This window comes from Rhizobium laguerreae (genome assembly GCF_019778565.1).
In the GTDB taxonomy this organism is placed as follows: domain Bacteria; phylum Pseudomonadota; class Alphaproteobacteria; order Rhizobiales; family Rhizobiaceae; genus Rhizobium; species Rhizobium laguerreae.
Genome location: NZ_JAAXQT010000011.1, coordinates 253,525 through 280,000, shown reverse-complemented (window position 1 = coordinate 280,000; position 26,476 = coordinate 253,525). Strand labels below are relative to the sequence as shown.

The window sequence follows — 26,476 nt, the reverse complement described above, 5'->3', positions numbered from 1 at the left end:
ATGGCCCTGATCGTGATACTGGGCGATGACAAGATCGAAGGCGCCGTTATAGGCGCGGGCAAACACCGTATCGGCCGAGATCGGGCCGACGACGTCGATGCCCTTTGCCTGCGCCTGCTCGACGGCGGGCGCCAGGAATTCCATGTCTTCGGTGCCGAACAGGCCGTTTTCGCCGCAATGGGGATTGAGGCCGGCGACGGCGATGCGCGCTGTCTTGCCGAGCCGCAGGAAGTGCCGGTGGCCGGCTTCGATGGTCGCCAGTACCCGCTCGGTCCTGGCGCGCTCGATCGCGCCCTTCAGAGAGATATGGGTCGAGACATGGATGGTGTTCAGCCGCTCGGAGGCAAGCAGCATGAAGGAACTCTTCGAGCCCGTGAGATGCGCGAGCAGCCCGGTATGGCCGTCATGGTGATGGCCGGCGAGGTTCATCGCTTCCTTGTTGATCGGCGCGGTCACGATGACATCGGCTTGACCAGACATGGCGAGATCGACAGCGCGGGTGATATAGCGCACCGAGGCATCGCCGGCGACGGGGCTGACCTTGCCGATTTCGGGCAGGGCCGCGCCGAGCGCGACTTCGTCGACGGCGATCCTGTCGTCATCAGGTGCATCGGCAGGCCCGAACCGCAGTCCGGTGCCGCTGACGCGGTCGGCGCGCTCCAGCGCTTCGACATTGCCGACGATGACGAAATCGCGGCGCTCTTCTTTTGGAAGGGCTGCCAAGGCCTTGACGATCACCTCGGGGCCGACGCCGGCCGGATCGCCGAGCGTTACCGCGACTTTCGCATTCCTGTCCATCGATCGAATTCCTTCTGAAAACTTTGTGGCCTAGAAAGCGGCCGCATAAATCGAGCGAATGTCGGCGCGCGTGAGATCGCGCGGATTGTTATCGAGCAGACGGCGAATGGCAAAGGCGTCTTCGGCCATGGCGTCGAGATCGCTTTCCGGCACGCCGAGACCGGAAAGCTTCATCTCGATACCGAGTTCGGCGCAGAAAGCGTAAGCCGCATCGAAGACGGAGGTGATGTTCCCGGAGGTTTCGCGCCCAAGCGCTTTCATCACCGCCCTGGTTTTCTCAGGCGCGGCCGGCGTATTGAAGGCGAGAACATGCGGAAAAATCAGCGCATTGGCCGCGCCATGGGCGACATGCCAGCGCGTGCCGAGGGGATAGGCAAGCGCATGGCCGCCAGCGGTGTTGACCGGGCCGAGGCATAAACCGCCATAAAGCGAGGCGAGCGAGAGGCCGGCGCGCGCCTCGGCGTCATTGCCGTCCCTGACCGCACGGGCGAGATATTTGCCGACCAGGCGCGTTCCCTCGATCGCATAGATGTCGACCATCGGATGGGCCTTGCGGTTGGTGAAGGCCTCGACGCAATGGGCCATGGCATCGACGCCGGTGGCGGCCGTCGTGCGGGCAGGGACGCTGAAGGTCAAAGCAGGATCGATGACGGCGATATCGGCCAGCATATGCAGGCTTTCGACGGCAAGCTTTGCCATCGTCGCCGGATCGGTGACGAGCGCACGGATGCCGGCCTCGCTGCCGGTGCCCGATGTCGTCGGCACCTGGGCGAGCGCCACCTTGCGCGGCCCATGCACCTTGTTCGGACCGACGACCTCCTGCAGCGTCTGGGCGGAACCGGCAAGCACTGCGGCGAGTTTTGCCAGATCCATGGCGCTGCCGCCGCCGAAGCCGACGATCAGCTCGGCATCGGCGGCGTTTGCCGCTGCCAGGACCTTTTCGAGATTGGCCGTATCCGGCTCGGGCGTCACTTCGGCAAAGACGGATACCTCGCCTTTGAGATCCAGCACTTCGATGCGCGAGGCGTTGAACGCATCGGAGATGACGAGCGTGCGCCGATAGCACTTTTCGGCAGCCCATTGGCCGAGCTTTCCCGCCGTACCGACCCCGAATTCGATCAGATGCGGCCGAACTATCGTGATCGGCGAATCCAAGCTGGCCATGAACCGGTCCTCCCTGCAAGATCTTGCGGCACTATCGTTGCCCTCTTTAATGTAAAGTTGTAAGATCAATGTCAAGCCGACATTCCAGCGAGCGGAATTTTTTATCATCTGATATGCGCTCGGTCGCGCGCTTCAAGGCGGCGTTGTCCTGCGCGTATCGATAAAGATATCAGTGCGTTATGAAATCCGTCATGATGAAAACTACATGTCAGACACCGGCTGGCCATCTCTTTGTGGCGACGGTGAATTATCCGACCCTGTTGTCAAATCGTTCGTCAGTCAACACGCAGCCGTTGTCATCCTGCATGCTTTCGCATGCGAGCGGATGCAGGATGACAATTTTCCGGCTGCCGCTTTGTTTACGGCAGGAATTGCGGGGCGAGGCGCACATATTTGATGGCGCGCCGGTAGTAGGTGTAGGCGATATGGAGCGTGCCGTCGCCGCCCTGGACGATCGAGGGATAGGAGAATTCGCGGTTCAGCGACTCCTTCGAATTGTTGCTGAGACAGAAGCCGTCACCGGTATCGAGATCGATGCGACGCGGAAAGCTCTTGCCGCCATCCCTTGATATCGCAAGGCTCAGCGGCGCACGCGGAACACCCCAGACGGCCTTACGTGCGCTGGTAGCGGCAACGACGGCTGTCTCTCCAGCCTCGCCACCCTCGATTTCGTCATAGAGAGACTGGCGCCGTGCGTCCGACATGCCGGCGTTCGAATGGTTGTAAACCATTGCGATTGCTCCATCATTCAGGATCGTTGCCTGGATCGAGGAGTTGTTGTTCGGCAATTCGGCGGGCTCGGGCGCACTCCATGTCTCGCCGCCGTCGGATGATCGGCTGGACAGGATGTTTTCGGCGAAACGGTTGCGGTAGAAGGCGATCATCTCGTCGCCGCCGAGCGGCAGAATGTTCATGTGCACCGCGCCGATGCTGTCTGGAATATCGCGCATTTCCCAGCTGGCGCCGCCATCACGCGACATCAGCACAGCAGCCGTATCGGCATCGCCGCTCCAGCGCCGGCCATTCAGGCCGACGCAGCGGAACACCGGAAGTAGCCAGTCGCCTTTGCCGTTGACGACGATCTGCTGGCGAACGAATGTGCCGGGGCTGTCGCAGAGGATACGAACCGGGCCGAAGGTCTGGCCGCCATCGCCTGAAATCCGGCATTTGACAACCGAGCCGTCCTGATTGCCCGAGGTCTGCGAGGTATAGAGCAGCCATACTTTTCCGTCCGGAGCGTTGAAAATCAACGGGTTCTGTTCGGATTTCTCTGGATCGTCGCTCATCTTTTCCGGCACGGACCAGCGCTCGGAGCCCGGCGCCAGCCGCGACATGTAAATCGAGATATCACCCATGCCCTCCATCGTGCCGCCGAACCAGACGCAGGTTAGCGTGCCGTCGGGCAGAAAAGCGAGATTTGCGGCATGGTTCTGGATGCAAGGGGAGGGCAGATAGGCGTCCGCACGACCCTCGAGGGCGGGGTGAGGGGCGATGGCCCCGGTCATCAGGGCCGGAACGGCTTCCGGAGGCAGGCCGGTAAAACTCATGACGGATCTCCTCAGGGCAGCTTGGCATAGCTTTCGGCGAGTGCGGCATAGTCGGCATCGCCGAGCGGCATCAACGGCGCGCGCGTGCGCTTCCAGGCGGGATTGCCGGTCTTCAGCCCCACCATCGCCTTGATGGTCGGGATCTGGACGTAGGAATTGGAAAGCGTGCGATAGGCGCTGATGCGCGCTTGCGCCGCCTCGACATCGGCGGCGCGCGCCTCGTCATGGACATGGTCGTAGACGGTGCGCAGCGAATTCGCCACGAGATTGGAGGTGGCGGTGATGCAGCCAGCACCGCCCGCCTTCAGCAACGGCAGCAGCAGCGGATCGGCGCCCGCCAGCACCGAGAAGCCGGGATAGGCGGCGATGATCGCCTGCATGTTGTTGAAATCTCCAGCAGATTCCTTGATGCCGACGACCGTTTCCGGGAAGGCCGCAATCAGCCGCCCGATCAGCGGAATGGATAGCGGAACGCCTGAGACCTGCGGAATATGATAGAGGATGACCTGCAAGCGCGTGTCGGCGACCTTCTCCAGCACCTGCGAATAGGCGGCGAAGAGACCGTCGTCGGAGACGCCTTTGTAGTAGAAGGGTGGCAGCATCACCACCTTGGTGACGCCAAGCGACAGCGCGTGCCGGGTCAATTCCACAGTCTCGGGAATGGCGACGACGCCGGTGCCCGGCAAAAGCCTGTCGGCGGGAATGCCGGCCTTCAGTGCTGCTTCCAGAATGCCGCGGCGCTCGGCGCCGGAGAAGGAATTGGCCTCGCCTGTGGTGCCGAGCAGCGCCACGCCATGGCACCCCTCGGCCAGCAACTGCCGGCAATGATCGGTGAAAAGGGCGAAATCCGGCCTGTTGTCTGCCGTCAGCGGCGTTGCGGAGGCGCTGAAAACGCCGGTAATCCTATGATGGCTCATTCCGCCCTCCTCGGCGCGTCCTGCCTTGCCGATCCGTGTTCGACCGGGGCGCTGCGCATTGCAATTGTCATCCGTCTGTCGCGATGGAGTGCAAAGAACTTTTATATTGCCGCGCTTTTGTCAAGAAGACAAAATGCCGTGATGTCGCCGCAAAAAGTTATCTATTTGTTATGACTTATATATTTTCAGTGGAAAATTTTGTTCGAATGAAAATTGCGATTTTTTGTTGACATATTTACAATAACGAGAGAACGATACGGAACGGATTGTGCTGCGCCTGGCAGGTGCAGGGAGAGCGCTGCCGAATTCACTCTGGGAGGAATGCCATGTCTGATCAATCGGATAAAACCAATATATCACGTCGTAACGCGCTGAAGCTCGGCCTTGCAGCCGGCGTCGGCCTCACCGTATTCGGAATGAATGCCCGCATCGTTATGGCCGATGAAGGCCAGGTCCTGAAGGTCGCAAATCCGGCCTTCGACCAGGATTGGTCGCCGCTGCGCGGCGGCGGCAGGACGTTCCGCTGGAATTCGATCTGGTGGGCATCGCCGATGTATTTCGATAGCCAAGGCAATATCAAGCCCTACGTCTTCACCAGCTGGGAATCGGCCGACAACACAGTCTGGACCTTCAAGATCGACCCGAAGGCCGTCTTTTCCGACGGCAGCAAGATCACCTCGGCGGATGTCAAGGGATCGTGGGAAGTCTCCTCGATGCCGAACACCAAGAACCAGCGCGCCGACCAGGTGCTGAGCAGGGTCAAGGGTTACGCCGAAATCGCCGCCGGCTCCGGCAACGAGCTGACCGGTGTCGCGACACCCGACGAGGGAACCGTCGTCGTGACGCTGGCTGCCGCCGACCCGATCTTCTTCATGCGCCTGGCAAACCACATCGCGCCGATCACCAAGGCCTCGCAGTCGCGCGGCAGCGACGGCGAGGAGATCATCGACTGGTACAAGCCAGAGAGCAAGCCGGTCTTCTCCGGTCCCTTCAAACTCACGAGCATCGACATCGACGCCGGCAAACTCTCTTTCGAGCCGAATGAGAACTTCTTCGGGCCGAAGCCGAAGCTTGCCCGTATCGATATCACCTCGATCGAGGACAATGTCACCGCGACGTCGCTGATCAAGTCGGGCGAGTTCAACGCCCATACCGAGCTGATCACCTCGACCATCATCCAGGATCTCGGCCAGGAATTTTCCGCCGGCCCGCTGATTCCGACCAGCCAGCACTTCTGGTTCAACATCTCTCGTGCGCCGATGGACGATCCCAAGGTTCGTCAGGCACTGATCATGGCCGTCGATCGCGATGGCCTGTTCAAGGCTTCCTATCCCGACGGGCCGCATAAGAAGGCGGACCAGATCCTCAATGCGGTCCCGGGTGCGGAGAATTCCGGCTTCGAGCCCTATCCCTATGATCCGGCGGCTGCCAAGAAGCTGCTTGCGGAATCGACCTACGGCGGTCCGGAGCGCCTGCCGAAGATCCTGTTCGTCGGCATTTCGGCGCCGGCCATTCAGGCCGCCGCCCAGTTCATCGCCGAGCAGTGGCGTCAGAATCTCGGCATCACAGCCGTCGACATGAAGCCGCAGCAGGATTCCTATGCGGGTCCGGATCAGAATTCGGTCCAGATCTTCCGCGATGATGTCGGCACCCGCGTCCCCGATGCCGTCTCCTATCTGGCGGGCTGCATTGCCTCGACCTCGTCGAACGCGCAAAACAAGCTCGGTGGATACAAGAACGACAAGGTCGACAGTGCCCTTGCCGAAGCCACGACCAAGGCTGCGGACGATCCGCAGCGCATCGCTCTCGCCCAGGAAGCCCAGAAGGCGTTCCGCGAGGATTGGGCCTTCATTCCATGGTATTCTCAGGCGATGTCGCGCTGGGCCACCAAAGAGGTCAAGGGCCTGGAAAAGAACCTTGACTGGCAGGTCGTCGAACCCTGGAACATTTCCATCGGTTGATCCGGCGGAAACCGTTCCAATCGGCAATAACCCGCGCGAAGGCCGCAAGGCCTTCGCGCACGTATCAAGAACACGAATTCGATCGCAGCCAAAAGCGGGAACGCATCGAACAACAGGTGGGAGATGGCCTTGCTGCGCTACGTGCTAACCCGATTTGCCATCTGGATTCCGTCCGTTCTGGTGGTGATGCTGGCGGTTTACGCGCTGGCCTTCTATGGCGCCGGCGATCCGATCAAGCTGATCTTCCTGCGCGCGCCAGGCGACGTCGCCTATAATCCGCAGCGCATCGAAGCCATTCGCGAAAGTGCCGGCCTCAACAAACCCTTCATCGCCCAGTTCGGCCTTTACATCTGGAACCTGCTGCACGGCCAGTTCGGCAACTCGCTGACATCGGGCCGCTCCGTCTGGGCGATGGTCTCGGCCGCAGCCCCCGTCTCCTTCCAGCTTGCCCTCTGTTCCATCATCCTGACCGCCGTCGTCGCGATCCCGCTCGGCATGATCGCCGCGCTCAACCAGAATTCGCGCATCGACTATGCCATTCTGGGCTCCGCACTCTTCCTCTGGGCGATCCCGGCCTATGTCGCCGGTCCACTGCTGATGGTCGGCCTGATCGTACTGCTGCCGGGTGCGAGCGTGCCCTATGGCTGGGGCGGCATCCTCGATGTCCGTATCCTGCTGCCGCTCACCGTCCTTTCCTTCCAGCCGATCGCGCTGATCGTGCGCCAGACGCGTGCTGCCGTCATCGAGGTACTGTCGGAGGATTTCGTTCGCACCGCCCGCGCCAAGGGCGTGCCCGAGATCATCGTGGCATTGCGCCATATCCTGCGGCCGGTGCTGACTCCCGTCGTCACGCAGCTCGGCCTGATCATGATCACCATCGTCAACGGCGCGATCTTCGTCGAACTCGTCTTCGGCCTGCCGGGCCTCGGCCGGTTGACGGTGCAGGCGCTGATCAATTCCGACTATCCGGTCATTCTGGCGATCACGCTGATCGGGTCGTTCCTGGTGATGGTCTCAAACCTCCTGGTGGATGTGCTCTATCCGCTGCTCGACCCGCGCGCCAATGATTCAAGAAGGAGCCGCTGACCATGTCCGCCATCCCTCTTTCCACCATCGAAACCGTCGAAGATCCGGTCAGCCTGTGGCGCGATGCCTGGTATCGGCTGAAGCGCAACCGGCTTGCCATCTTCGGCCTCGTCATCGTCTTGATTCTTGCCTTCACGGCGATCTTCGGGCCTTACCTCACGCCCTATGACTATCTGAGCCAAGATCTCAACGCCCGCAACGTCCTGCCGTCGATGAGCCATCTCTTCGGAACCGACGATCTCGGCCGCGACGTCTTCAGCCGCGTGGTCTTCGGCACGCGCACCGCTTTCCTCGTCGCCGTCATCGTCACCGTCTTCGCGGTGCTGATCGGCCTCGTGCTCGGTGCCGTTGCCGGTTTCTTCGGCAATCCGTTCGATCGCGCCATCATGTGGCTGACCGACGTGACGATGTCGGTTCCCAACCTGCTGCTCGTCGTCGTCATCAACGCCTCGCTGAAATCGCCGATCAGCAAATGGATGGAGGCGCGTTACCTCGCGACCCTCAATCCCTTCTACCGCGAAACCATGTGGGTGGATTTCATTCTTGTCTTCGGATCGATGGCGCTGATCTCCTGGCCGCCTTACGCCCGTCTCGTCCGCGCTCAGGTGCTGTCGATCCGCAGCCGGCCCTATATCACCGCGGCCCAGGCGCTCGGCCTGTCGAACTGGATCATCATCAAGCGTTATGTCATTCCGAATGCGCTGGGCCCCCTGATCGTCTCGGTCAGCGCCGGTCTCGGTACGGCGATGGTGTTGGAAAGCGCGTTCAGCTTCCTTGGCGTCGGGGTCAATCCGCCAACGCCCAGCTGGGGCAACATGATCTCGGATGGCCTGCGTGTCTGGCAGCATTATCCGCATCTTCTCGCCGCTCCGGCGGCCGTGCTCGGCCTTGCCTCGGTTGCCTTCAGCTTCCTCGGCGACGGCCTCAACGACGCGCTCAATCCGCGGGGCAGCAAATGATGGATACGAAAAGCACCGACCGCCTGCTCGATGTCAGGAATCTCACCGTCGAGATAGATGGCCGCAACGGCCCGGCCGTCGTCGTCGATGGCATCGATCTGCATGTCAACAAGGGTGAGACGCTTGGTGTGGTTGGCGAATCCGGCTGCGGCAAGAGCCTGACGATGCTCAGCCTGATGCGGCTCCTGCCGAACAAGATTAAAGTCACCAAGGGATCGGCGACATTCGACGGCCGCGACCTGCAGACGATGTCGAATAGAGAACTGCGCAAGGTGCGCGGCGGCGATATCGGCTTCGTCTTCCAGGATCCGATGACTTCGCTCAATCCGGTGATGCGCGTCGGTGCCCAGATCTGCGAGCCGCTGATCTATCACCGCGGAATGAAGAAGTCGGCGGCCCGCGCCCGTGCCGTCGAGCTTCTGCGCCTTGTCGGCATTCCCGGCCCGGAAGAGCGCCTGCAGGCCTATCCGCACGAACTTTCCGGCGGCATGCGCCAGCGCGTGATGATCGCGATCGGCCTTGCCTGCAATCCGAAGCTTTTGATTGCCGACGAGCCGACAACGGCGCTGGACGTCACCATCCAGGCCCAGATCGTCGATCTGGTGAAGGATCTCAGGACCAAGCTCGGCATGTCGGTCGTCTGGATCACCCATGATCTGGCGCTGATCGCCGGCCTCGTCGATCGCGTCGCCGTGCTTTATGCCGGCACGGTGGTCGAGGATGCGCCGGTCGACGAGCTCTATGCCCGCCCGAGCCATCCCTATACGCGCGGACTGCTGTCATCGATCCCGAAGCTCTCGGACCCGCCGGCAAGCCGGCTGAGCTCGATCGGCGGTACGCCGCCGGAGCCTGGCCGCCGGCCGAAGGGTTGCCCATTTGCGCCGCGCTGCCCGCTTGCCGAGAACATCTGTCACGAGAAGGTGCCGCAGCTCGAACCGTTGAGCGGCAGCGCCAACCACCGCGCCGCCTGTTTCGTCGTCCAGAGAATGCAGGAGGCCGCGTGATGGGCGCTCAACCACTGCTCAAGATCGAAAATCTGGTCAAGCATTTCCACGTCAAGCTCGGCGCCTTCGGCGAACGCTCAGCAACCGTCTATGCCCTCGACAATGTCAATCTCGACATCATGGAAGGCGAGACGCTGAGCCTGGTCGGCGAATCCGGCTGCGGCAAGTCGACGACCGGTTTCACCATTCTCAACCTCTACAAGGCGACCAGCGGCAAGGTCGTCTACAAGGGCCAGGATCTCGCGGCGCTCGACGAGAAGCAGATGCGGCCGTTTCGCCGCGACCTGCAGATCGTCTTCCAGGATCCCTATTCGACACTCAATCCGCGCATGACGGTGGGCGAGGCGATCGGTGAGCCGATCCTCTTCCACAAGCTCTGCACCAAGGCCGAGCTGAAGGACAGGGTCGCGACACTTTTGACTGATGTAGGCCTGCCGACGCGGTTTGCCCAACGTTATCCGCACGAGCTTTCCGGCGGTCAGCGCCAGCGCGTCGTCATCGCCCGCGCGCTTGCCTGCCAGCCGAAATTCATCGTCTGCGACGAGGCGATCTCGGCGCTCGACGTGTCGATCCAGGCACAGATCATAAACTTGCTGCTCGATCTGCAGGAAAAATACGGGCTGACCTATCTGTTCATCGCCCATGATCTCGCGGTCGTGCGCCATATCAGCACCCGTGTCGGCGTCATGTATCTCGGGCGGCTCGCAGAGCTTGCCACCCGCGAGGAACTCTTCGACAATCCGCTGCATCCCTATACCAGGGCGCTGCTGTCGGCTGTTCCGGAGATCGATCCCGAGCATGAGCGCACCCGCCAGCGCCAGATCCTGCAGGGCGATGTGCCGAGCCCGCTGAACCCGCCATCCGGCTGCCGTTTCCATACGCGCTGCCCAATCGCCATGGATGTCTGCAGCAAGGTCATCCCCGCGTGGCAGGAAACAAAACCCGGCCATCTCGTCGCCTGTCATGCGGTCAACACCGGACAGACCGCATGACGCTGAAGGCCGCCATCATTGCCGATGATCTGACGGGCGCGCTCGATACCGGCACACCCTTCGTCGAAGCCGGTCTTTCGGTTGCGGTTGCCGTCGATGTCGAGGCAGCAGAGGATGCGATCGCCACCGGCTGTGACGTTGTCGTCATCAACACCGCCTCCCGCGCGCTGGATGAGCGCGAAGCCGCCGAAAGAGTACGGTCGGCGGCGGCGGTGTTTCGTGGCGAGAAGCCCGCGGTCGTCATGAAGAAGATCGATTCCCGGCTCAAGGGAAATGTCGCGGCCGAGAGCCTTGCGCTGGCGAAGGCATTCGATCGGAAGACCATCCTAGTAGCGCCCGCCATTCCCGATCAGGAGCGGTTGACCTACCGAGGGTGTGTCGTCGGCCGCGGCATCAACCAGCCGCTGCCGATCGCTGAGCTGTTCGAAATCAGCGCGGAAGGCGTCGTGATTGCCGATGCCGAGGACGATGGCGATCTCGACCAGATCGCAGAGGGGCATGATTGGCTGACGACACTTGCGGTCGGCGCAAGGGGCCTCGGGGCCGCGCTTGCCCGCCAGCTCGGCGAAATGGGGCGGCAGCCGGTGCCGGAATTTGCGGCGACCCGGCGCACCCTGTTTGCCTTTGGCTCGCGCGACCCGATTACCGCTATCCAGATGGAGCGGCTCCAAGCCTCGGGTGTCCTGCGCATGGTGGTGGACGCGCCGATGGGGCAGGTCGAAGTCGGGGAGGGTATGGCGCTGCCGGCGCTGCTGCGCTGCTCCGGCGATATGGCAACCGATGCGGCATTGGTCGCCCGCCGTTTTGCGGCGGGCGTCAGATCGGTTATCGACGATACCAGGCCTGACATGCTGATGGTCGGCGGCGGCGATACGGCCCTTGCCGTTTTCCAGGCGCTCGGGGTGAGAGTGCTGGCGCCGCAGGGTGAAATCGAAGCCGGCGTGCCGTGGTTCGATGTCACGGCAGCCGACGGGCGGCATTTTCGGTGCGCGGTGAAGTCGGGGGGCTTCGGCAAACCCGATAGTTTGCTAAGACTAGTCCTTTGGAATCGGGCGGCATAGTAAGATGCCGCCGGGGAGAATGACGTGGCTGAAGTGAATGGCGAATCTTTGAACGCGGAAGCCGGCCCGCCGGGCAAGCCCGAACGCGGCAAGGCCGTGAAGCTGGTCGACCGCGTCTTCGACCAGTTGCTCGAGCGTATCCGCGGCGGAAACTATCCGCCGGATTCACGCCTTCCCGGCGAGCATGAGCTTGCCTCGATGCTGGGTGTGTCGCGGCCGATCGTCCGCGATGCGCTGGCGCGCCTGCGCGATCAGGGCATGGTCTATGCCCGGCAGGGCGCCGGCACCTTCGTCAGCGCGCATGGATCGCCGACGACGCAGCTTGCCTATTCACCGGTCAAGACGATCGCCGATATCCAGCGCTGCTACGAGTTCCGCCTGACGATCGAGCCGGCGGCGGCCTATTTTGCCGCCAAACGCCGCAATGAGCAGGCGATCCAGAAGATCGCCAGCGCGCTTGCGGATCTGCGCGAGGCGACCAGCCATCAGCTTCACCGCACCGACGCTGATTTTCTCTTCCACCGCGCGGTGACGGAGGCTGCCAACAATCATTATTACACGGCCTCGATCGATGCGCTGAAGGCCCATATCGCCGTCGGCATGCATCTCCACGGCCTCTCTTTGCTCGGCCCCCGCCAAGGGTTGGAACAGGTCTATGAAGAGCATAACGCCATCTACAAGGCGATCGCCGACGGGCGACCTGACGATGCGCAGAGACTGATGAAAGCGCATCTCGAAGGCTCCCGGGACCGTCTGTTCGAGGGCAGGGTGCTCGACCTATCCTTCTGAAGCGCATCCCAAGCAGCTGGCAGCTCGAAATGCCAGAGAGTTCGTCCCCTTAACTCGGGATGTCTTCTTCGTCGTCAATTGTCAGCCGGATTTCTGCTTTTTGATGATGCTGATGTTGCCGCTCACTTCGAGGATGGCAAATTTTATCTCCGTCACGCTCTCGATGCCTTCCTGGCTTCGAGCCGCTTGCATGACATCTTCCTTCTGCAGCCGGGCGCCTTTGAGCGCGCCTTCGTCATAGACGCCATCCGTCACCAGAACGGTTGGAACGCCATCGATGATATGAGCTGCGCGAGGCCACCACCTCTTCACGTAGGACAGGCCGATGTCGGTCGTAAACAGGGTGAGGATCAAGATGACGGCGTTGGTGATCGAGAAGTCATCTCCCAGCATCGCCTGCTGGGTGGTTTCGGAGATCACCAGCACGATGACCAGATCGAACGGCGTCATCTGGGCCAATGTCCGTCTTCCCGACAGACGGATGATCACGAGCAGCGTGAAATAAATTGCCAGTCCGCGTAATACCGCATCCACCGTGCCGTCCTCATGGAAAGATGAAAGTCGATTGGGTGCGCGTCTCGCCGCCCATGCCGATGAGGGCGCGACGAGGGCCGGGGAGTTGCGTTTGCAGACGGAAGACGATCTGCGTCGGCCCAGCCGGGTCGGCGGGGAACACATAACCTATCCGGCCGTCGCGCGCGAAGGTCGCCTTTTGGGGCGGATCGATGCCCTGAACTGAAAAGCTTTGAAGAAAGGCGGCATCGATCGTGAAGACCCTGTCTTCGGATGACGGCGTGAAGGTCACGGTCATGTCCTCGGGCGCATTCCAGCGGGAGATGACGGGAAAATCCACGGATCCTTCTGGTAACAGGAGTGTCTGCCGCGAAAACGGACCGCCTCTTCCCAGCAATCCCAGCAAGCAGGTCACCAAAAGAAGCGTGAACACGATCCAGGAAATACGTTGAACCGCCCAGAACCGTTGCTGGAATTCGCTATGATCGAGCACACCTTCCGGCAACGCGGGCAACTTGTGTATCCTTCCGATGCCCCCTCCCTGTGCGTTTCGCGGGGAACCTGGCTTTGGCTCAATAGTTCCCGGCAATGAGGGGGCCTTCGCCGTGTACATCGGATGTGAAGCTGTCCAGGCGTCTTCGCCGATCAAGGGAACGAAGCGCACCCCGCCGAAATCTTCTTCCTCGAATGCGGCGGCGCCAGTGCGCGTGAACCGTTTCAGGCGTTGCCCTTCACCGCCGCCGACCGGGATGATGAGCCGCCCTCCGAGGTGCAGCTGTTCTTTCAAGGCGGTTGGCACCTCGGGCGCGCCCGCAGAAACAATAATGGCATTGAAGGGGGCGACCTCCGCCCAGCCCTTGCTGCCATCGGCGACGCGAACCTCAATGTTGCAGTATCCCAGCTTCTCGAACCGTTCCTTGGCCTGAAGCGCCAGCTTTTCATGGCGCTCGATGGAGTAGACATGTCTTGCTATCCGGCTGATGAGGGCCGAAGCATAGCCGGAGCCCGTTCCGACCTCGAGCACTTTGTCACCGGCATTCAGATTGGCCTTTTCGAGCATCAGCGCCACGATGAACGGCTGCGAAATCGTCTGGCCCTCGCCGATCGACAGCGGCGCATCCTGATAGGCGAATTCCTCGGAGTCTGGAGGAACGAATTTTTCGCGCGGTACCATGCGCATCGCCCCGATGACGTTTTGATCGTGAATGCCACGACGCGTCACGTGGTGCTCCACCATGCGATCTCGGATGCGCGTCATATCCATAGATCAGCTCCACTGTCGCCGATTGCATCTGGGGGCAAACTTCTGGGCGGTGCAGAATGTAAAACAAATGGGCGCCCGGAGAGTTCCTGAGATGCGCCAGGCTGCGGAACGGAGCGGCTTGCTAGACGACTGGCCAAAGGCGAAAATGGAGGAGGCGCTGGCCAATGGCAGCGTGATGCAGCCGAAGTGGTCGACGCCGTCCTTTTCATGCTGTCGCGACCGCGTAATGTGACCGTCCGCGATCTGGTGATTCTGCCAAATAGCGTGGATCTGTAAACACCGGTCCAGACTGCAGTTAGCCTGATCCCTGCCGATTTCAAAGGAGAGACCATGAGCGACACATCTAACACGCCAGAAGCAGATGCCAAACATGTCATCGGCGTCGACGTCGGCACCGGCAGTGCCCGCGCCGGCTTGTTCGACCTGACGGGGCGGATGCTGGCGTCCGCCAAGCGGAATATCACCCTGTTTCACGAACCGGGTTCATTGGTTGAGCAATCGAGCACCGAGATCTGGGCAGCGGTTTGCGCGGCAGTGCGCGAAGTGGTTTCCTCGGCCGGGGTCGATCCGGCGTCCGTCATGGGGCTCGGGTTCGATGCCACTTGTTCGCTCGTCGTCCTCGGCGAAGGCGGCAAGCCGCTTCCCGTCGGGCCTTCGGAAGATCCGAACCGGGACATCATCGTATGGATGGACCACCGCGCCGTCCCGCAGGCGGAGCGCATCAATGCGCTCGGCCATGACGTCCTGCGTTACGTCGGCGGCCGTATCTCGCCTGAGATGGAAACGCCCAAGCTTCTCTGGCTGAAGGAAAATCGCCCTGAGGTTTTTGATGCCGCGTGGCAATTCTTCGATCTTGCAGATTTCCTGACCTGGCGGGCGACCGGCGATCTGTCGCGTTCGACCTGCACGGTCACCTGCAAGTGGACCTATCTCGCCCATGAAAAGCGCTGGGATGGCGATTATTTTCATCAGATCGGCCTCGGCGCTCTCGCCGACGAAGAGTTTGCCCGCATCGGTCAGGCTATCGTCGAGCCCGGTTCGGCCCTCGGTCGAGGACTGACCGCAGCTGCAGCCGGCGAGCTCGGCCTGAAGCCGGAAACGCCCGTCGCTGCCGGACTGATCGACGCCCATGCGGGTGGAATCGGAACCGTCGGCATCGGTACCGATCCGAAAGCCAATCTCGCCTATGTTTTTGGTACCTCCTCCTGCACGATGACGTCGACGGCAGAACCGTCATTCGTGCCCGGCGTATGGGGGCCTTATTATTCGGCCATGGTGCCGGGACTATGGCTGAACGAGGGTGGCCAGAGTGCCGCCGGCGCGGCGATTGACCAGTTGCTCTCCTTCCATCCGGCTGCCGCGGAAGCGCGGGAGTTTTCGAAGAACGCGGGCGTTCCGTTGCCGGTTTTGCTTGCAGATATGGCCGCTCGAAAGGCGGGCCGTTCTTCCGACGCCGTCACGCTTGCGGCCGGACTGCACGTCGTTCCCGAGTTCCTCGGCAACCGCGCGCCCTTTGCCGATCCGCATGCCCGCGCAATCATTGCCGGTCTCGGGATGGAGGACGATATTGGCAGTCTGGTCTCTCTTTACGTCGCAGGGCTTTGCGGTATCGGCTACGGCCTCAGGCAGATCATCGAGACGCAGGCCGATGCGGGCGTTACCATCGAAAACATCGTCATCAGCGGTGGCGCCGGCCAGCACGACTTCGTTCGCCAGCTGCTTGCCGATGCGAGCGGCAAGCCGGTCATTGCGACAAAGGCACAGGAACCGGTTCTGCTGGGGGCCGCCATCCTGGGCGCTGTCGCCGGCGGGCTGTTTGCGGATGTACGCGAAGCGATGACGACACTCTCGGCGGTCGAAACGACATTTCTGCCATCAGAAGGGGCGATCCCTCATATTCATGACAAGCGCTATGAAGGGTTCAAGGAGCTTCAGGCTCTGGCGCGCAACCTGCGTATCGATGGTTAGATATCTCGGCGCCAATCCGCCAATCGGCTAACAGCTAGCGCCGAACGATGACCTGGGTTCCCGGCTGCACGATCTCGTAAAGCTCTTCGACATCTTGACGGTACATTCGAAAGCATCCGCTCGACGCGTTGGTGCCGATAGACGAGGGGTCGTTGGTGCCGTGGATGCGCAACAAGCCATCGGCGAGATAGATCGCGCGGGTTCCAAGCGGATTGGCGGGGCCGGGCTTCACGACCTGTGGAAGCCGAGGATTCTTCTGCCGCATGCCGGCCGTGGGTCGCCATTCAGGATGCGCTCGCTTCGACACGACCCGCGTAGAACCATACCATTGCTTGCCTTCACGGCCGACCGCGATGGGGTAAGCGAATTGCTCGCCCCAAGGGGTGGTGTAAATGAGCGTATGCTCGCTCGTCACGATTTCGATGGTTCCTTTTGCACGCCCTGTCGGCGATTGCCTGCGATCATGCCGGGGCTCTTGATAGGGAGGCGCTGGATCGTAATCGAGTGGTGGCGGATAGGGGCTGTATGGATCGTCGTAACCGTATCCATCAAAGTCGTCATATCCATCATACGGCCCATAGATCTGGGCCCGAGTCTGAAAGACCGTCAGCAAAAAGGCCGCAGCCACGAGAGCCAGCAATCTCATCTTGTCGCCATCCGCTTGTTGAAACAGCTTGATTGGGCTGAATTCTGTGGCGGCACTATGACTGCCGGGCCGCAGGACATTGAAAAGGTATCGCCGCTGATGATGCTGCGGTAGCTCAGCCGGCCGGCTCCGGCATCGAACTGCCGCAGCCTCGATGTGGCCACGACCGTGCGCATGGCTGTCAATCTGTCAGTTGAAGGTCAGGTCTGCTCTTCAACAGCGTTTCGCCCTTGAACTGGTCATCCGAGGAAGCGCACGTGGACAAATGGGGAATCTATCCTGGCATCCGGCCTATACGGCGTTTATTGGCGCGACCGACTGGCGCACGATCATTTCGCACTCCAGCTTGACCTTATGATTGTCATGCCGCATCCGCGGCGCGGCGATCATCTCGGCAAGTTTCTCGACGGCATAGCGCGCCATGTCGGCATGGGGCAGTTGCATCGTCGTGAGCGGCGGCAGCATATCGCCGGAATAGGATTCATTGTCGAAACCGATCACCGAAAGGTCGCGCGGGATAGAGAGGCCGGCTTCCTTCGCGGCTTCATAGACACCCATGGCAATGCGGTCGCAGAAACAGCATATTGCCGTGGGCCGGTCATCGAGCGCTTGCAGGCGCTTGAAGGCTGCATAACCTCCCTGAATCGTCCAGCGTCCCTTGATGATGAGATGGTTGTCGACAGGAATGTCGCGCATCGTCAAAGCGCGGCGATAACCCTTGATGCGCTCGCGAGAAGCTTCGATCGCGTCCTCGCCACCGATATAAGCAATGCGCGTATGGCCGGCATCGATCAGCGACAGCGTTGCCTTCATGACAGCCGACAGGTCTCCGGGCACCACGCTCGGAAGGGGCTTGTCGACCGTATAGCAGTTCAAAAGTACGGTCGGCCATTCCGCGAGCTGCGGATCAAGCGTCACTTGCTGTGTGATCAGCCGCGCATAGATGACGCCTGCAGCGGGCAGCGTCGCGAGATGGCTGAGAGCTGCCTGCTCTGCCTCCTCGTCGGCGTCCGTCGGCATCACCGAGAGCAGATAGCCCAGCTCGTTTGCCGCCTCTGCGGCTCCGTCGATCAAGCCGGCGACATGAGGCGAACTTGTCACCTCGTTGATGAGCATGGCAATCAGCGGACGCCGGTCGATGCGCCGAGCCTGCGTCCTGTAACCCATCCTCGCCGCCGCACTTAGAACAGCCTCACGCGTTGCCGGCGATATGCGCGTTCCCGGAGCATTGTTGAGCACAAGCGACACGGTCGCCTGCGAGACGCCGCAGGCGGCAGCGATGTCGGACATAGTCGGCTTTTTGATCACGCGAACCCCTTGCAAGACTGACTATTCGCTTAGCACGAAGTTTTACGAACGCAAAAGCGGTGAGGGCTTGCTTGATAATAATTTTAGTTATAACCAGTGATTTATAACTAATCACTCTGGGAGGAGTGCATGGCAGGAGTAAAGCTCGCTGGGGTGTCCAAAAGCTATGGCGCGGTGAATGTCATCCGTGACATTTCGCTTTCGATCAACGACGGCGAGTTCCTGGTTTTCGTCGGACCTTCCGGCTGCGGGAAATCGACGCTTCTGCGGATGATCGCTGGTTTCGAAACCATCACCGGCGGCGAGGTCCTGCTCGGCGGCAACCGGGTCAATGACATGGCTGCCCGCGATCGCGGAGTGGCGATGGTCTTCCAGAACTACGCCTTGTACCCCCACATGACAGCTCGTGAGAACATGGCCTTCGGCCTGCGCAATATTGGTACGCCGAGGGCCGAAATCGCCTCACGCATCGATAAGGCCGCCGCCATCCTCCAGCTTGAGCCTTATCTCGACCGCAAGCCGAAGGCGCTTTCCGGCGGCCAGCGTCAGCGTGTTGCGATCGGCCGCGCCATCATGCGCGAACCGGATGTCTTTCTATTTGACGAGCCGCTCTCCAATCTCGATGCCGCTCTTCGCGTCTCGATGCGCACCGAGATCGCCAAGCTCCACCACCGCCTCGCCGCAACCATGATCTACGTGACTCACGATCAGACGGAAGCCATGACCATGGCAGACCGTATCGTGGTCCTCAGGGACGGGCAGATCGAACAGGTCGGCGCGCCGATCGAGCTTTACGAGCGCCCTGCCAATGCCTTCGTGGCTGGTTTCCTCGGTGCGCCGCGCATCAATCTGCTCCCGGCAACAGTCACAGCCGTCGACGGCGAAACGGTCGAACTCGCCTGTGCGGGAGATGCCCGCCTTACTGCCAAGGTTCGTGCCAGTCCCGCCAAAGGCGACACGGTGACGATCGGCCTGAGGCCGGAAATCCTGTCGCCGGCCGATGAAGGAGCGCTCAGCGGAATCGTTGATGTCGTTGAGCAGCTCGGCTCGTTGCAACTTGTCTATGCGACACTTGCTGATGGCACCGCCATCGTCTCCGAACTGCGCGGCGGCGCGGCGCCTTCGATCGGCTCGGTCGCCCGGTTCGCGATCGGCCCCGGCACGCGCCACGTCTTCGATGCAAACAAGGTCTCGATCACCCTGCATTCTGAGGTGGATGGAGCATGAGCGCCAGCAGCCTGACCGCCGCGCGCAGGCGCGATGCCCTCGCCGCTTACATCTTCCTCGCGCCTTTCGCGGTGATCTACGCCACGTTCCTGGTCTACCCGTTCTTCAAGGGCTTGTGGATCAGTCTCCATGACTGGGAGCTTGCCGGCAGCTACCGGAAATATATCGGCCTCCTCAACTATGAGGACATGTGGTTCGACACGATCTTCTGGAAGACCGTGGGCAATACGCTGGCCTTCGTCGCCATGACCGTGCCGACCATGACAGCACTGGCCCTGGTGCTGGCTCTTGCCGTGTTCGGGCAGGGGCGGCTCAAGGGTGTGCTGCGGTCCGTGTTCTTCATGTCGAGCGTGTTTTCGGTCTCGGTCGTGACGCTGATCTGGTCGATGGTGCTGTCTGCGGACAACGGCCTGCTGGTGCCGCTCTTCAATCTCATCGGCGTCAAGCCCATCAATTTCCTCGGGCACCCGACGCTCGCCATGCCGTCGATTGCGTTGACGACGCTTTGGTGGGGTGTCGGCCTCCCCATGGCGCTGTTTCTGGCGGCATTAAGCCAGATACCGCCGGAACTTTACGAAGCGGCCGAACTCGATCATGCCGGTCGGTTCAGCGTCCTGAAAAACATCACCCTGCCGTCGATCCGTCACACCGTGCTCCTGGTTCTGGTCCTGCAGATCGTCGGTCAGTTCCAGATTTTCGGTCAGGCCCACCTGATGACACAGGGCGGGCCTGCCAATCGGACGCGTACGCTGGTTCAGTACATTTACGAGACGAGCTTCCGCGACTGGCAGGTCGGTTACGCCACGGCCATGTCCTTCGGGCTCTTCATCCTGATGCTTGGCTTCACAATGCTGCAGCTCTGGCTCGGCCGCAGGGGGGACGAATGATGGCAAGCGCACGTACAAGCGGCCTGCGCCGCGCCACGGACGGTCTCATCCTCGCCGCAACCATCGCCTTTGCGATCCTCTGGCTTCTGCCCGTCGTCTGGGTCGTCGCCATGTCGCTGAAGCCGAATGCCGAGCTAATGCGTTCCACGGCAGGCTTCCTGCCGGTCCCATTCACGCTCGATAATTATATCGGCCTCCTGAAGCTCGATACCGTGCCGCGCTGGCTGATGCACAGTCTCATCGTCTCGGTAACGATGACGATTATGGTTCTGGTCGTCTCGTCTATGGCCGGCTACGCATTCGCGCGCCTGGAGTTCCCCTTCAAGAAGACGCTGTTCATGCTCGTGATTGCCGGCCTGATGGTGCCCGAGCAGGCAGTGTTCATTCCGCTGCACACGATGGTCTCGGGCTGGGGACTGCATAATACCCACTTCGCGCTGGTCATGCCGCGCGTCGCCGTGCCGATCGGTGTGTTTTTGATGATGCAATTCTTCCGCAGCGTTCCGAAAGAACTGGAGGAAGCGGCCGCCATTGATCACGCCTCACGGCTGACGATCTTTCTGAAGATTATGCTGCCGCTCTCCGTGCCTGCACTGACCACGCTCGGTCTGTTCACCTTCATCTTCGCCTGGAACGACTTTCTCTGGCCGCTCGTCTCGGCGACCAAGGCCGACATGTACACGGTCACGGTCGGCCTTGCCTCGATCCAGACCAACTTCGCTTTCTCGGAGGGCATCGGCGCTGTGATGGGATCGGCGGTCTTTGCCAGCCTGCCCATCGTTCTTCTGTTTCTGATCTTCCAGCGCTTCATCGTGGCAGGTGTTGCCATGAGCGCCGGCAAATAGGCACCGGCCCGACCGGCCATGCCGGGACGGGTTTTTCGCAACGGCATCGCAAGGAGGATATGATGCACAAGACGAAAATGCTGCAACGTCTGGCGCTCGCCACGACACTGATGACCGCGCTCTGGGGAGGAGCAGCCCAAGCAGTCGACATCTCGTTCTTCCGCTTCTTCGGCGATTGCCAAGGCGAATACGGCGAGATGACAGACGTGACCAAGGCCAATGGCGAATGTGGCATCATCACCGCGCTCACCAACAAGTTCAACGCAGAAAACACCATCGGCGCCAAGGTCGTCACCCAGACGGCCGAATGGGGCGCCTATTACGACCTGCTGACCGCGACTTATTCCACCGGCAACATCCCTGACGTCGCCGTCATGCACGCCTCGATAATGCCGAATTTTTCCGACCGGGATCTCCTGACGCCGCTGACCAAGCCTATTGCCGATCTCGGCATCCAGACAAGCGACTTCGTACCGGCGGCGCTGAAGAACGCTACCGCCAAGAATGAAATTTATGCTCTCCCATACGACCTTCATGCGCTGCTCTTCCACGTCAACATGGACCTGATGAAGAAGGCGGGCCTTGTGAACGCAGACGGCTCGCCGATCCTGCCGAAGTCGCCCGAGGAACTGCTCGAGCAAGGCAGGAAGTTCAAGGAAGCGACCGGCAAGTACTATATCGGTTCGGAAGCCCAGAGTTCGGAAGGCATGATGGTGCGCCTGTTCGACACGCTTCTCTGGCAGCAGGGCGTCGATGTCCTCGCCGACGACGGCAAGACGGCCAGCATCAATACAGCGGAAGGGCTGAACGCAGCCAAGCTGATCTCATCGATTTTCTCGGAAGGTCTTGCCAACCCGGCGCTGGATTATCCCGGCTCCGAACAGGCGTTCCTCAGCGGCGAAACCGGGATTCTGATCAACGGCACCTGGGGCGTCGACAACTACGATACCCAGGCCAAGAGCGGCAAAGTTGCCCTCAAGGACTATCGCGTCGCCAATGTGCCGCAACTCTACGCCAAGCCGTCCGTCTGGGCCGACAGCCATATGTGGGTCATCCCGCAGGATGGCGATCGCAGCGAAGACAAGACGAAAGCCGCTCTCGCCTTCCTCAAGTTCCTGAACGACAACAACTTCCAATGGTCGCGCACCGGCCATTTGTCGACCCGGCAGTCGGTTCTGAATTCCGAAGAGTTCAAGGCCCTGCCGCATCGCGCCGAGTTTGCCGACACTGCCAAAAATGCCACGTCACTGCCGCAGATCCAGAACCAACGTGCGGTCTACAATGCGATGATCACCGACTTGAACGCGATGTGGCTGACAGGCACCGATCCGCAGGCAACGGTTGAAGCGATGCAGGCCGGCGTCGAGCGCGTCCTGCGTCGCAATCGCTAGTTTCTCCAATCCCTCGTGGGGGTGGTCTCCCGCCGGGATACGCGCCACGCCGTGCGTATCCCGGAACCCCAATCGAAAAAGCCGATCTTCCAAGGACAACTGATGAACGCCTATTCCCAGTCGCTCGCCCCAGCGAACACGCCGCTCCGCCAAACACTTTCCCTTGATGGGACCTGGGAGTTCCGCCACGAGACCGATCGTGCATGGCGCCATGCAAAGGTGCCGGCGCACTGGCAGGCGTGTTTCGAGGATCTCGCGGTTAGCTTCGGATCGGCAACCTATCGCAAGATCTTCACGCTCCCCGCAGAATGGTCGGCTCGGCAAATCGCCATCCGCTTCGGTGCTGTCGGCGATCTGGCCACCGTCTTCATCAACGGCACTGAGATCGGCCGCCATGAAGGCGGTTATCTTCCTTTCGAATTCGTGATTCCACCCGCTCTGTTGAAGGCGGAGAACACCGTCGAGGTCCTGGCCTGCCTGCCGGATGCCCATCGCAACGAGGGTGGCGCCGATTTTGCGGAGATCCCGCATGGCAAGCAGAGCTGGTATGGCCCGCAAGGCGGGATCTGGCAGTCCGTCCTCATCGAGGCCCGCGATCCCGCTCACATCTCATCGCTTCGCCTCGACCCGATTTGGCCGGAAGCCAGGCTCGATCTTAAAGCCCGCTTTGCGAGCATGGTTGCAGGCTCGCTGAAAATCGAGATCATCGGCCCGCAGGGCATGCCCGTCTTTACCGGAAACATTCCGGCCGCGGGAAATACCCTCGAACATTCGATCCAGCTCGACGCCGTCGCGCCATGGTCGCCGGACAGCCCGAACCTCTATACGATCACAACGATCCTCAGCGCCGACGGCGTCGAGATCGACAGCCGGGAGGAAAGTTTCGGCTTTCGCCGCTTCGAAGCCAAGGACGGCTTCCTGCATCTGAACGGCAAGCCGCTTTATCTGCGCGCCGCGCTCGATCAGGATTACTATCCCGATGGTTTCGGCGCGCCGCCTTCGCTCGACCTGCTCGAAGACCAGTTGCGCAAGGCCAAGACAATGGGACTGAATTGTCTGCGCTGCCACATCAAAGTGCCGGACCCGCGCTATTACGAGGTCGCCGACCGGCTGGGCATGCTGATCTGGAGCGAAATTCCAAATATCGAGACCTTCACCCCGGCCTCCGCCGAGCGCCTGCGCACGACCATGGAAGGTATTCTCGCCCGTGACGGCAATCACCCCTCCATCGTAATCTGGACCCTGATCAATGAAGATTGGGGCACGCGGCTGCGCGAAGCGGCCGAACAGCGGCAATGGATTTCCGACATGGTCGACTGGCTGCGTGTCGAAGACCCGCTACGGCTCGTTGTCGACAATTCCGCCTGCTTCCCGAACGTTCACGTCAAGACCGACATCAACGACTTCCACTTCTACCGAACGGCGGTGGATCGACGCGAGGAATGGGACACGCTCTGCCGCGAATTCGCAGGCAATGCCGACTGGACCTTCTCAACCGAAAAGGAAGCCGTGCGCACGAGGAAGGAACCGCTTGTTCTCTCCGAGTTCGGCGTCTGGGGTCTGCCCGATCCCGCCCGTCTGCGCGAAAAGAACGGCCGCGACCCCTGGTGGATGGCCTATGGTGCCACCTGGGCGGATGGCACGGCACTGCCGCAGGGCATCGAAGCCCGTTTCCGCGAACTCGCTCTTGAGAAAGTGTTTGGCGATCTCGGCCAGTTCATCGAGCAGGTGCAGTGGTATCAATACATGAACCTGAAATACGAGATCGAGGTTATCCGAACGCACGCGCCGATCGGAGGTTATGTCATCACCGAACTCACCGATGTCCATTGGGAAGGCAACGGGCTGATGGACATGGCACGCAATCCGCGCGTCTTCGCCAAAGCGCTACCGGCCGTCAATTCCGACATCGTCATCGCGCCGGGTGCTGCCCGCCACGCCGTCTATGAGGGGCAGACGGCCAGTTTCGACATCAAGGTGTCGAGCGGCGGAACAGCACTGCCCGAAGGCAGCCGCCTCGTCTGGGAATTTGGCGCTGAAAAAGGCGAGATACCGCTGCCGGCTATTGCGCCGATGCAGGTTCATACTGCGCCGATCGCCGCGACAGCAGCTGCGGTGCCGGTGCCCGAGATCCAAAAGGCACGGTTCCAGGTCGTGGCGCCTGATGGAAGCGCGCTGTCTCAGAATTCCGAGACACTCGCGGTCTACGTTAAGCGCGATGTGCCCCCCATTCGCTTTGCTTCGCACGACGACGGGATTTCCGAGAGGTTGTCAGCCCTTGGCCATGTCAGCGTGTCGCTGCACGAGGCGGATGTCTTCGTCACTAAGGACATCGATGCCGATCGCGTCGAGGCAATCCATTCCGGCCAGCGGGTGCTGCAGATCGTCGACAAGGACCCCGGCCGTCTGCGTGATGACGCGCCGCCGCGCGATGGCCCGATGTCGATCGAAATTGATCCGGGCGCCAGCGGCATGGTTTCCGGACCATACTTCACTTTTCCCGGCTACAATCTCTTCAATCGTCACAAATCGATCTGGCGCGGGGATTGGGTCGGCAACTTTTCCTGGTTGCGCCGGGATGGTGTCTTCGCCCATGTGCCGGGCGGTCCGCTGTTCGACTTGTCCTTCACCGGCGTCGCGCCGCACCAGGTGATGGCCGGCCTCCGTCCCTGGGAATTCCAAGGTCGCGTGCACGCCGGCGTCGTCATCGGCTGGGTTCACAAACCCGCTGCCTTCATCATCGAAAAGCGGCTCGGCCGTGGTAAGCTGGTTGCGACGACCTTCCGCCTCCACCAGGAGGCACCGGACGCCGACCCGCTTGCCACCGCGCTTTACGATGGCCTCCTCGCTCTTGCCATTAGACCGTGAGCTCAGTGACAGTCAACAGAGGTCGCGGCGACTTCGCTTTGGCTCAAGCGCTAGCGGGAGGGTTCGGGTCGCTGGTCGAGTATATGGCCCGAAGCGGGCGAAACGGATCGAAAGGCTTCGTAGCGAGCCTCCCAGGCTGCACTGTCTTCCAGGAGAATCATCCCGTAGGAGATAGGTCTGTTATGCGATCTTCGGCTGCGATATTCTCGACCGATGAAACTCAGTCAGACCATACGGTTCGCTACCGCCGAGGACGGCACCCGTATCGCCATGGCGTCTTGCGGGCAGGGTCAGGTGATCCTGCGGGCGGCGCACTGGCTGAGCCATGTCGATTACGATCTCGAAAGCCCGGTGTGGCGGCCATGGCTCCAGGCGCTATCCGCCCACAACCGGTTTGTGCGCTACGATCCGCGCGGCTGCGGTCTGTCGGACCGGCATGTCTTTGATCTTTCGGTCGAAGCGTGGCACGCAGACCTTGCTGCCGTGGCAGCGTCGATCGAGGAGCCGCGCTTCGTGCTCCTCGGTCTTTCGCAGGGCGGCGCGCTCGCTATCGCATATGCCCTCAAGTATCCCGAGCGAGTATCGCATCTGGTGCTTCTGAACGCCTACGGTCAGGGTGCCCGCGCCAGAGCTCAGACCGAGGCGGAGCGGCTGGAAGCCGAGACCCTTGTCAATTTCGTTCGCATCGGCTGGGGACGCGATAATCCGGCGTTTTGCCGGTTCTTCACCAATCTCTTTATCCCCGACGGCACGCCTGAACAGCATCGCTGGTGGGGCGATCTCGAGCGGCAAACGGCAACGGCCGACGTCGCCGCACAACTGCTTTGGCAGATGCAGGGGATCGACGTGCTCGACCTTGCGGCGATGTTGCGCGTCCCGACGTTGATCGCACACTGCCGCGGTGACATGCGCGTGCCGTTTGACCAGGGTTGCAAGCTCGCCGCCGCGATTCCGGGCGCGAGCTTCGTGCCGCTTGAGAGCAAGAACCATGTGCTCTTGCCGGACGAGCCCGCTTGGAATGTATTTCAAACGGAACTTGCTGCCTTTCTCGGGCAGGATCGGTCGGTGCGGCCGCGCGCGGTCAGTGAGGCCGGTCTGACACCCGCCGAGGCCGCCCTTCTCGACCTTGTCGCGGAGGGGCTAGATAACCGCGCGATCGCCGAACGGCTTGGCAAGAGTGCAAAGACCGTGCGAAACCAGCTGTCGGTGATATTCAGCAAACTCGGCGTGCATAGCCGCTCGCAAGCGATCGTCGTCGCGCTCTCCCGATAGTCCCGCTCT

Annotated in this window: 22 protein-coding genes and 1 pseudogene; 15 read left to right on the top strand and 8 right to left on the bottom strand. The window is 61.3% G+C overall.

Annotation, left to right across the window (positions count from 1 at the left end; genetic code table 11):
* The 4 genes from HFO71_RS29750 to HFO71_RS29735 all read right to left on the bottom strand — a co-directional run.
* On the bottom strand, positions 1–798 hold a 798-nt coding region (locus HFO71_RS29750; protein ID WP_221988796.1), incomplete at its 3' end, for a PdxA family dehydrogenase.
* A 30-nt stretch (positions 799–828) separates the two neighbouring features.
* The gene (locus HFO71_RS29745) at positions 829–1,962 is read right to left on the bottom strand and encodes an iron-containing alcohol dehydrogenase (protein WP_131641759.1); all 1,134 of its coding nucleotides are present in this window, start codon (positions 1,960–1,962) and stop codon (positions 829–831) included.
* A 359-nt stretch (positions 1,963–2,321) separates the two neighbouring features.
* Complete coding sequence (locus HFO71_RS29740; RefSeq protein WP_131641758.1) at positions 2,322–3,509, bottom strand: sialidase family protein; 1,188 nt, start codon at positions 3,507–3,509, stop codon at positions 2,322–2,324.
* Between the two features lie 11 nt (positions 3,510–3,520).
* On the bottom strand, positions 3,521–4,426 hold the full coding sequence (locus HFO71_RS29735) for a dihydrodipicolinate synthase family protein (RefSeq protein WP_131641757.1): 906 nt from the start codon (positions 4,424–4,426) through the stop codon (positions 3,521–3,523).
* A 326-nt stretch (positions 4,427–4,752) separates the two neighbouring features.
* On the opposite strand from HFO71_RS29735, the gene HFO71_RS29730 reads away from it, so the two are divergent.
* From HFO71_RS29730 to HFO71_RS29700, 7 genes are all read left to right on the top strand, one after another.
* Positions 4,753–6,387 carry an ABC transporter substrate-binding protein gene (locus HFO71_RS29730; RefSeq protein ID WP_168259920.1) on the top strand — a complete coding sequence of 545 codons (1,635 nt, stop codon included), beginning with the start codon at positions 4,753–4,755 and terminating at the stop codon, positions 6,385–6,387.
* Positions 6,388–6,516: 129 nt separating this feature from the next.
* Positions 6,517–7,473, top strand: coding sequence for an ABC transporter permease (locus tag HFO71_RS29725; RefSeq protein WP_131641755.1), 957 nt, complete (start codon positions 6,517–6,519; stop codon positions 7,471–7,473).
* A gap of 2 nt (positions 7,474–7,475) precedes the next feature.
* Complete coding sequence (locus tag HFO71_RS29720) at positions 7,476–8,432, top strand: ABC transporter permease (RefSeq protein ID WP_131641754.1); 957 nt, start codon at positions 7,476–7,478, stop codon at positions 8,430–8,432.
* Positions 8,429–9,436, top strand: a complete 1,008-nt coding sequence (locus tag HFO71_RS29715; RefSeq protein ID WP_077979708.1) for an ABC transporter ATP-binding protein — start codon at positions 8,429–8,431, stop codon at positions 9,434–9,436. Before HFO71_RS29720 ends, HFO71_RS29715 begins: the two co-directional genes overlap by 4 nt.
* Entirely contained in the window at positions 9,436–10,428 is a 993-nt protein-coding gene (locus HFO71_RS29710; RefSeq protein ID WP_131641753.1) for an ABC transporter ATP-binding protein, read from the top strand. The genes HFO71_RS29715 and HFO71_RS29710 overlap by 1 nt, the downstream gene beginning before the upstream one ends.
* Positions 10,425–11,489 carry a four-carbon acid sugar kinase family protein gene (locus HFO71_RS29705; RefSeq protein WP_131641752.1) on the top strand — a complete coding sequence of 355 codons (1,065 nt, stop codon included), beginning with the start codon at positions 10,425–10,427 and terminating at the stop codon, positions 11,487–11,489. The genes HFO71_RS29710 and HFO71_RS29705 overlap by 4 nt, the downstream gene beginning before the upstream one ends.
* Positions 11,490–11,513: 24 nt before the next feature.
* Positions 11,514–12,278, top strand: a complete 765-nt coding sequence (locus HFO71_RS29700) for a FadR/GntR family transcriptional regulator (protein WP_003549481.1) — start codon at positions 11,514–11,516, stop codon at positions 12,276–12,278.
* Between the two features lie 81 nt (positions 12,279–12,359).
* Here the strand turns inward: HFO71_RS29700 and HFO71_RS29695 are convergent, their stop codons facing one another.
* The gene (locus tag HFO71_RS29695) at positions 12,360–12,812 is read right to left on the bottom strand and encodes a DUF421 domain-containing protein (protein WP_018484111.1); all 453 of its coding nucleotides are present in this window, start codon (positions 12,810–12,812) and stop codon (positions 12,360–12,362) included.
* 10 nt (positions 12,813–12,822) lie between these two features.
* Positions 12,823–14,055 (bottom strand): protein-L-isoaspartate(D-aspartate) O-methyltransferase, encoded by a 1,233-nt coding sequence (locus tag HFO71_RS29690; protein WP_131641751.1) that lies wholly within the window; start codon positions 14,053–14,055, stop codon positions 12,823–12,825.
* Positions 14,056–14,167: 112 nt separating this feature from the next.
* Here HFO71_RS29690 and HFO71_RS29685 point away from each other — a divergent pair.
* Both HFO71_RS29685 and HFO71_RS29680 read left to right on the top strand, forming a co-directional pair.
* A pseudogene (locus HFO71_RS29685) lies at positions 14,168–14,331 on the top strand (glucose dehydrogenase); the annotation flags it as partial.
* Positions 14,332–14,385: 54 nt separating this feature from the next.
* A complete protein-coding gene (locus HFO71_RS29680; RefSeq protein WP_131641750.1) occupies positions 14,386–16,023 on the top strand; it encodes an FGGY-family carbohydrate kinase in 1,638 nt (545 codons plus the stop codon).
* Between the two features lie 34 nt (positions 16,024–16,057).
* Here HFO71_RS29680 and HFO71_RS29675 read toward each other — a convergent pair whose 3' ends face one another.
* Together HFO71_RS29675 and HFO71_RS29670 are read right to left on the bottom strand one after the other, a co-directional pair.
* Positions 16,058–16,669 (bottom strand): L,D-transpeptidase, encoded by a 612-nt coding sequence (locus HFO71_RS29675; RefSeq protein ID WP_131641749.1) that lies wholly within the window; start codon positions 16,667–16,669, stop codon positions 16,058–16,060.
* A gap of 291 nt (positions 16,670–16,960) precedes the next feature.
* The gene (locus HFO71_RS29670; RefSeq protein WP_206118428.1) at positions 16,961–17,959 is read right to left on the bottom strand and encodes a LacI family DNA-binding transcriptional regulator; all 999 of its coding nucleotides are present in this window, start codon (positions 17,957–17,959) and stop codon (positions 16,961–16,963) included.
* A 147-nt stretch (positions 17,960–18,106) separates the two neighbouring features.
* On the opposite strand from HFO71_RS29670, the gene HFO71_RS29665 reads away from it, so the two are divergent.
* The 6 genes from HFO71_RS29665 (at position 18,107) to HFO71_RS29640 (ending at position 26,467) form a co-directional block, all read left to right on the top strand.
* Positions 18,107–19,204, top strand: a complete 1,098-nt coding sequence (locus tag HFO71_RS29665; RefSeq protein ID WP_131641747.1) for an ABC transporter ATP-binding protein — start codon at positions 18,107–18,109, stop codon at positions 19,202–19,204.
* Positions 19,201–20,091 carry a carbohydrate ABC transporter permease gene (locus HFO71_RS29660; RefSeq protein ID WP_077979693.1) on the top strand — a complete coding sequence of 297 codons (891 nt, stop codon included), beginning with the start codon at positions 19,201–19,203 and terminating at the stop codon, positions 20,089–20,091. The genes HFO71_RS29665 and HFO71_RS29660 overlap by 4 nt, the downstream gene beginning before the upstream one ends.
* Positions 20,088–20,936 carry a carbohydrate ABC transporter permease gene (locus tag HFO71_RS29655; RefSeq protein WP_131641746.1) on the top strand — a complete coding sequence of 283 codons (849 nt, stop codon included), beginning with the start codon at positions 20,088–20,090 and terminating at the stop codon, positions 20,934–20,936. The genes HFO71_RS29660 and HFO71_RS29655 overlap by 4 nt, the downstream gene beginning before the upstream one ends.
* A 62-nt stretch (positions 20,937–20,998) precedes the next feature.
* Complete coding sequence (locus HFO71_RS29650; RefSeq protein ID WP_131641745.1) at positions 20,999–22,327, top strand: extracellular solute-binding protein; 1,329 nt, start codon at positions 20,999–21,001, stop codon at positions 22,325–22,327.
* 102 nt (positions 22,328–22,429) lie between these two features.
* Positions 22,430–25,195 carry a glycoside hydrolase family 2 protein gene (locus HFO71_RS29645; RefSeq protein WP_131641744.1) on the top strand — a complete coding sequence of 922 codons (2,766 nt, stop codon included), beginning with the start codon at positions 22,430–22,432 and terminating at the stop codon, positions 25,193–25,195.
* Between the two features lie 213 nt (positions 25,196–25,408).
* Complete coding sequence (locus tag HFO71_RS29640; RefSeq protein ID WP_131641743.1) at positions 25,409–26,467, top strand: alpha/beta fold hydrolase; 1,059 nt, start codon at positions 25,409–25,411, stop codon at positions 26,465–26,467.
* The last annotated feature ends 9 nt before the right edge of the window (positions 26,468–26,476 follow it).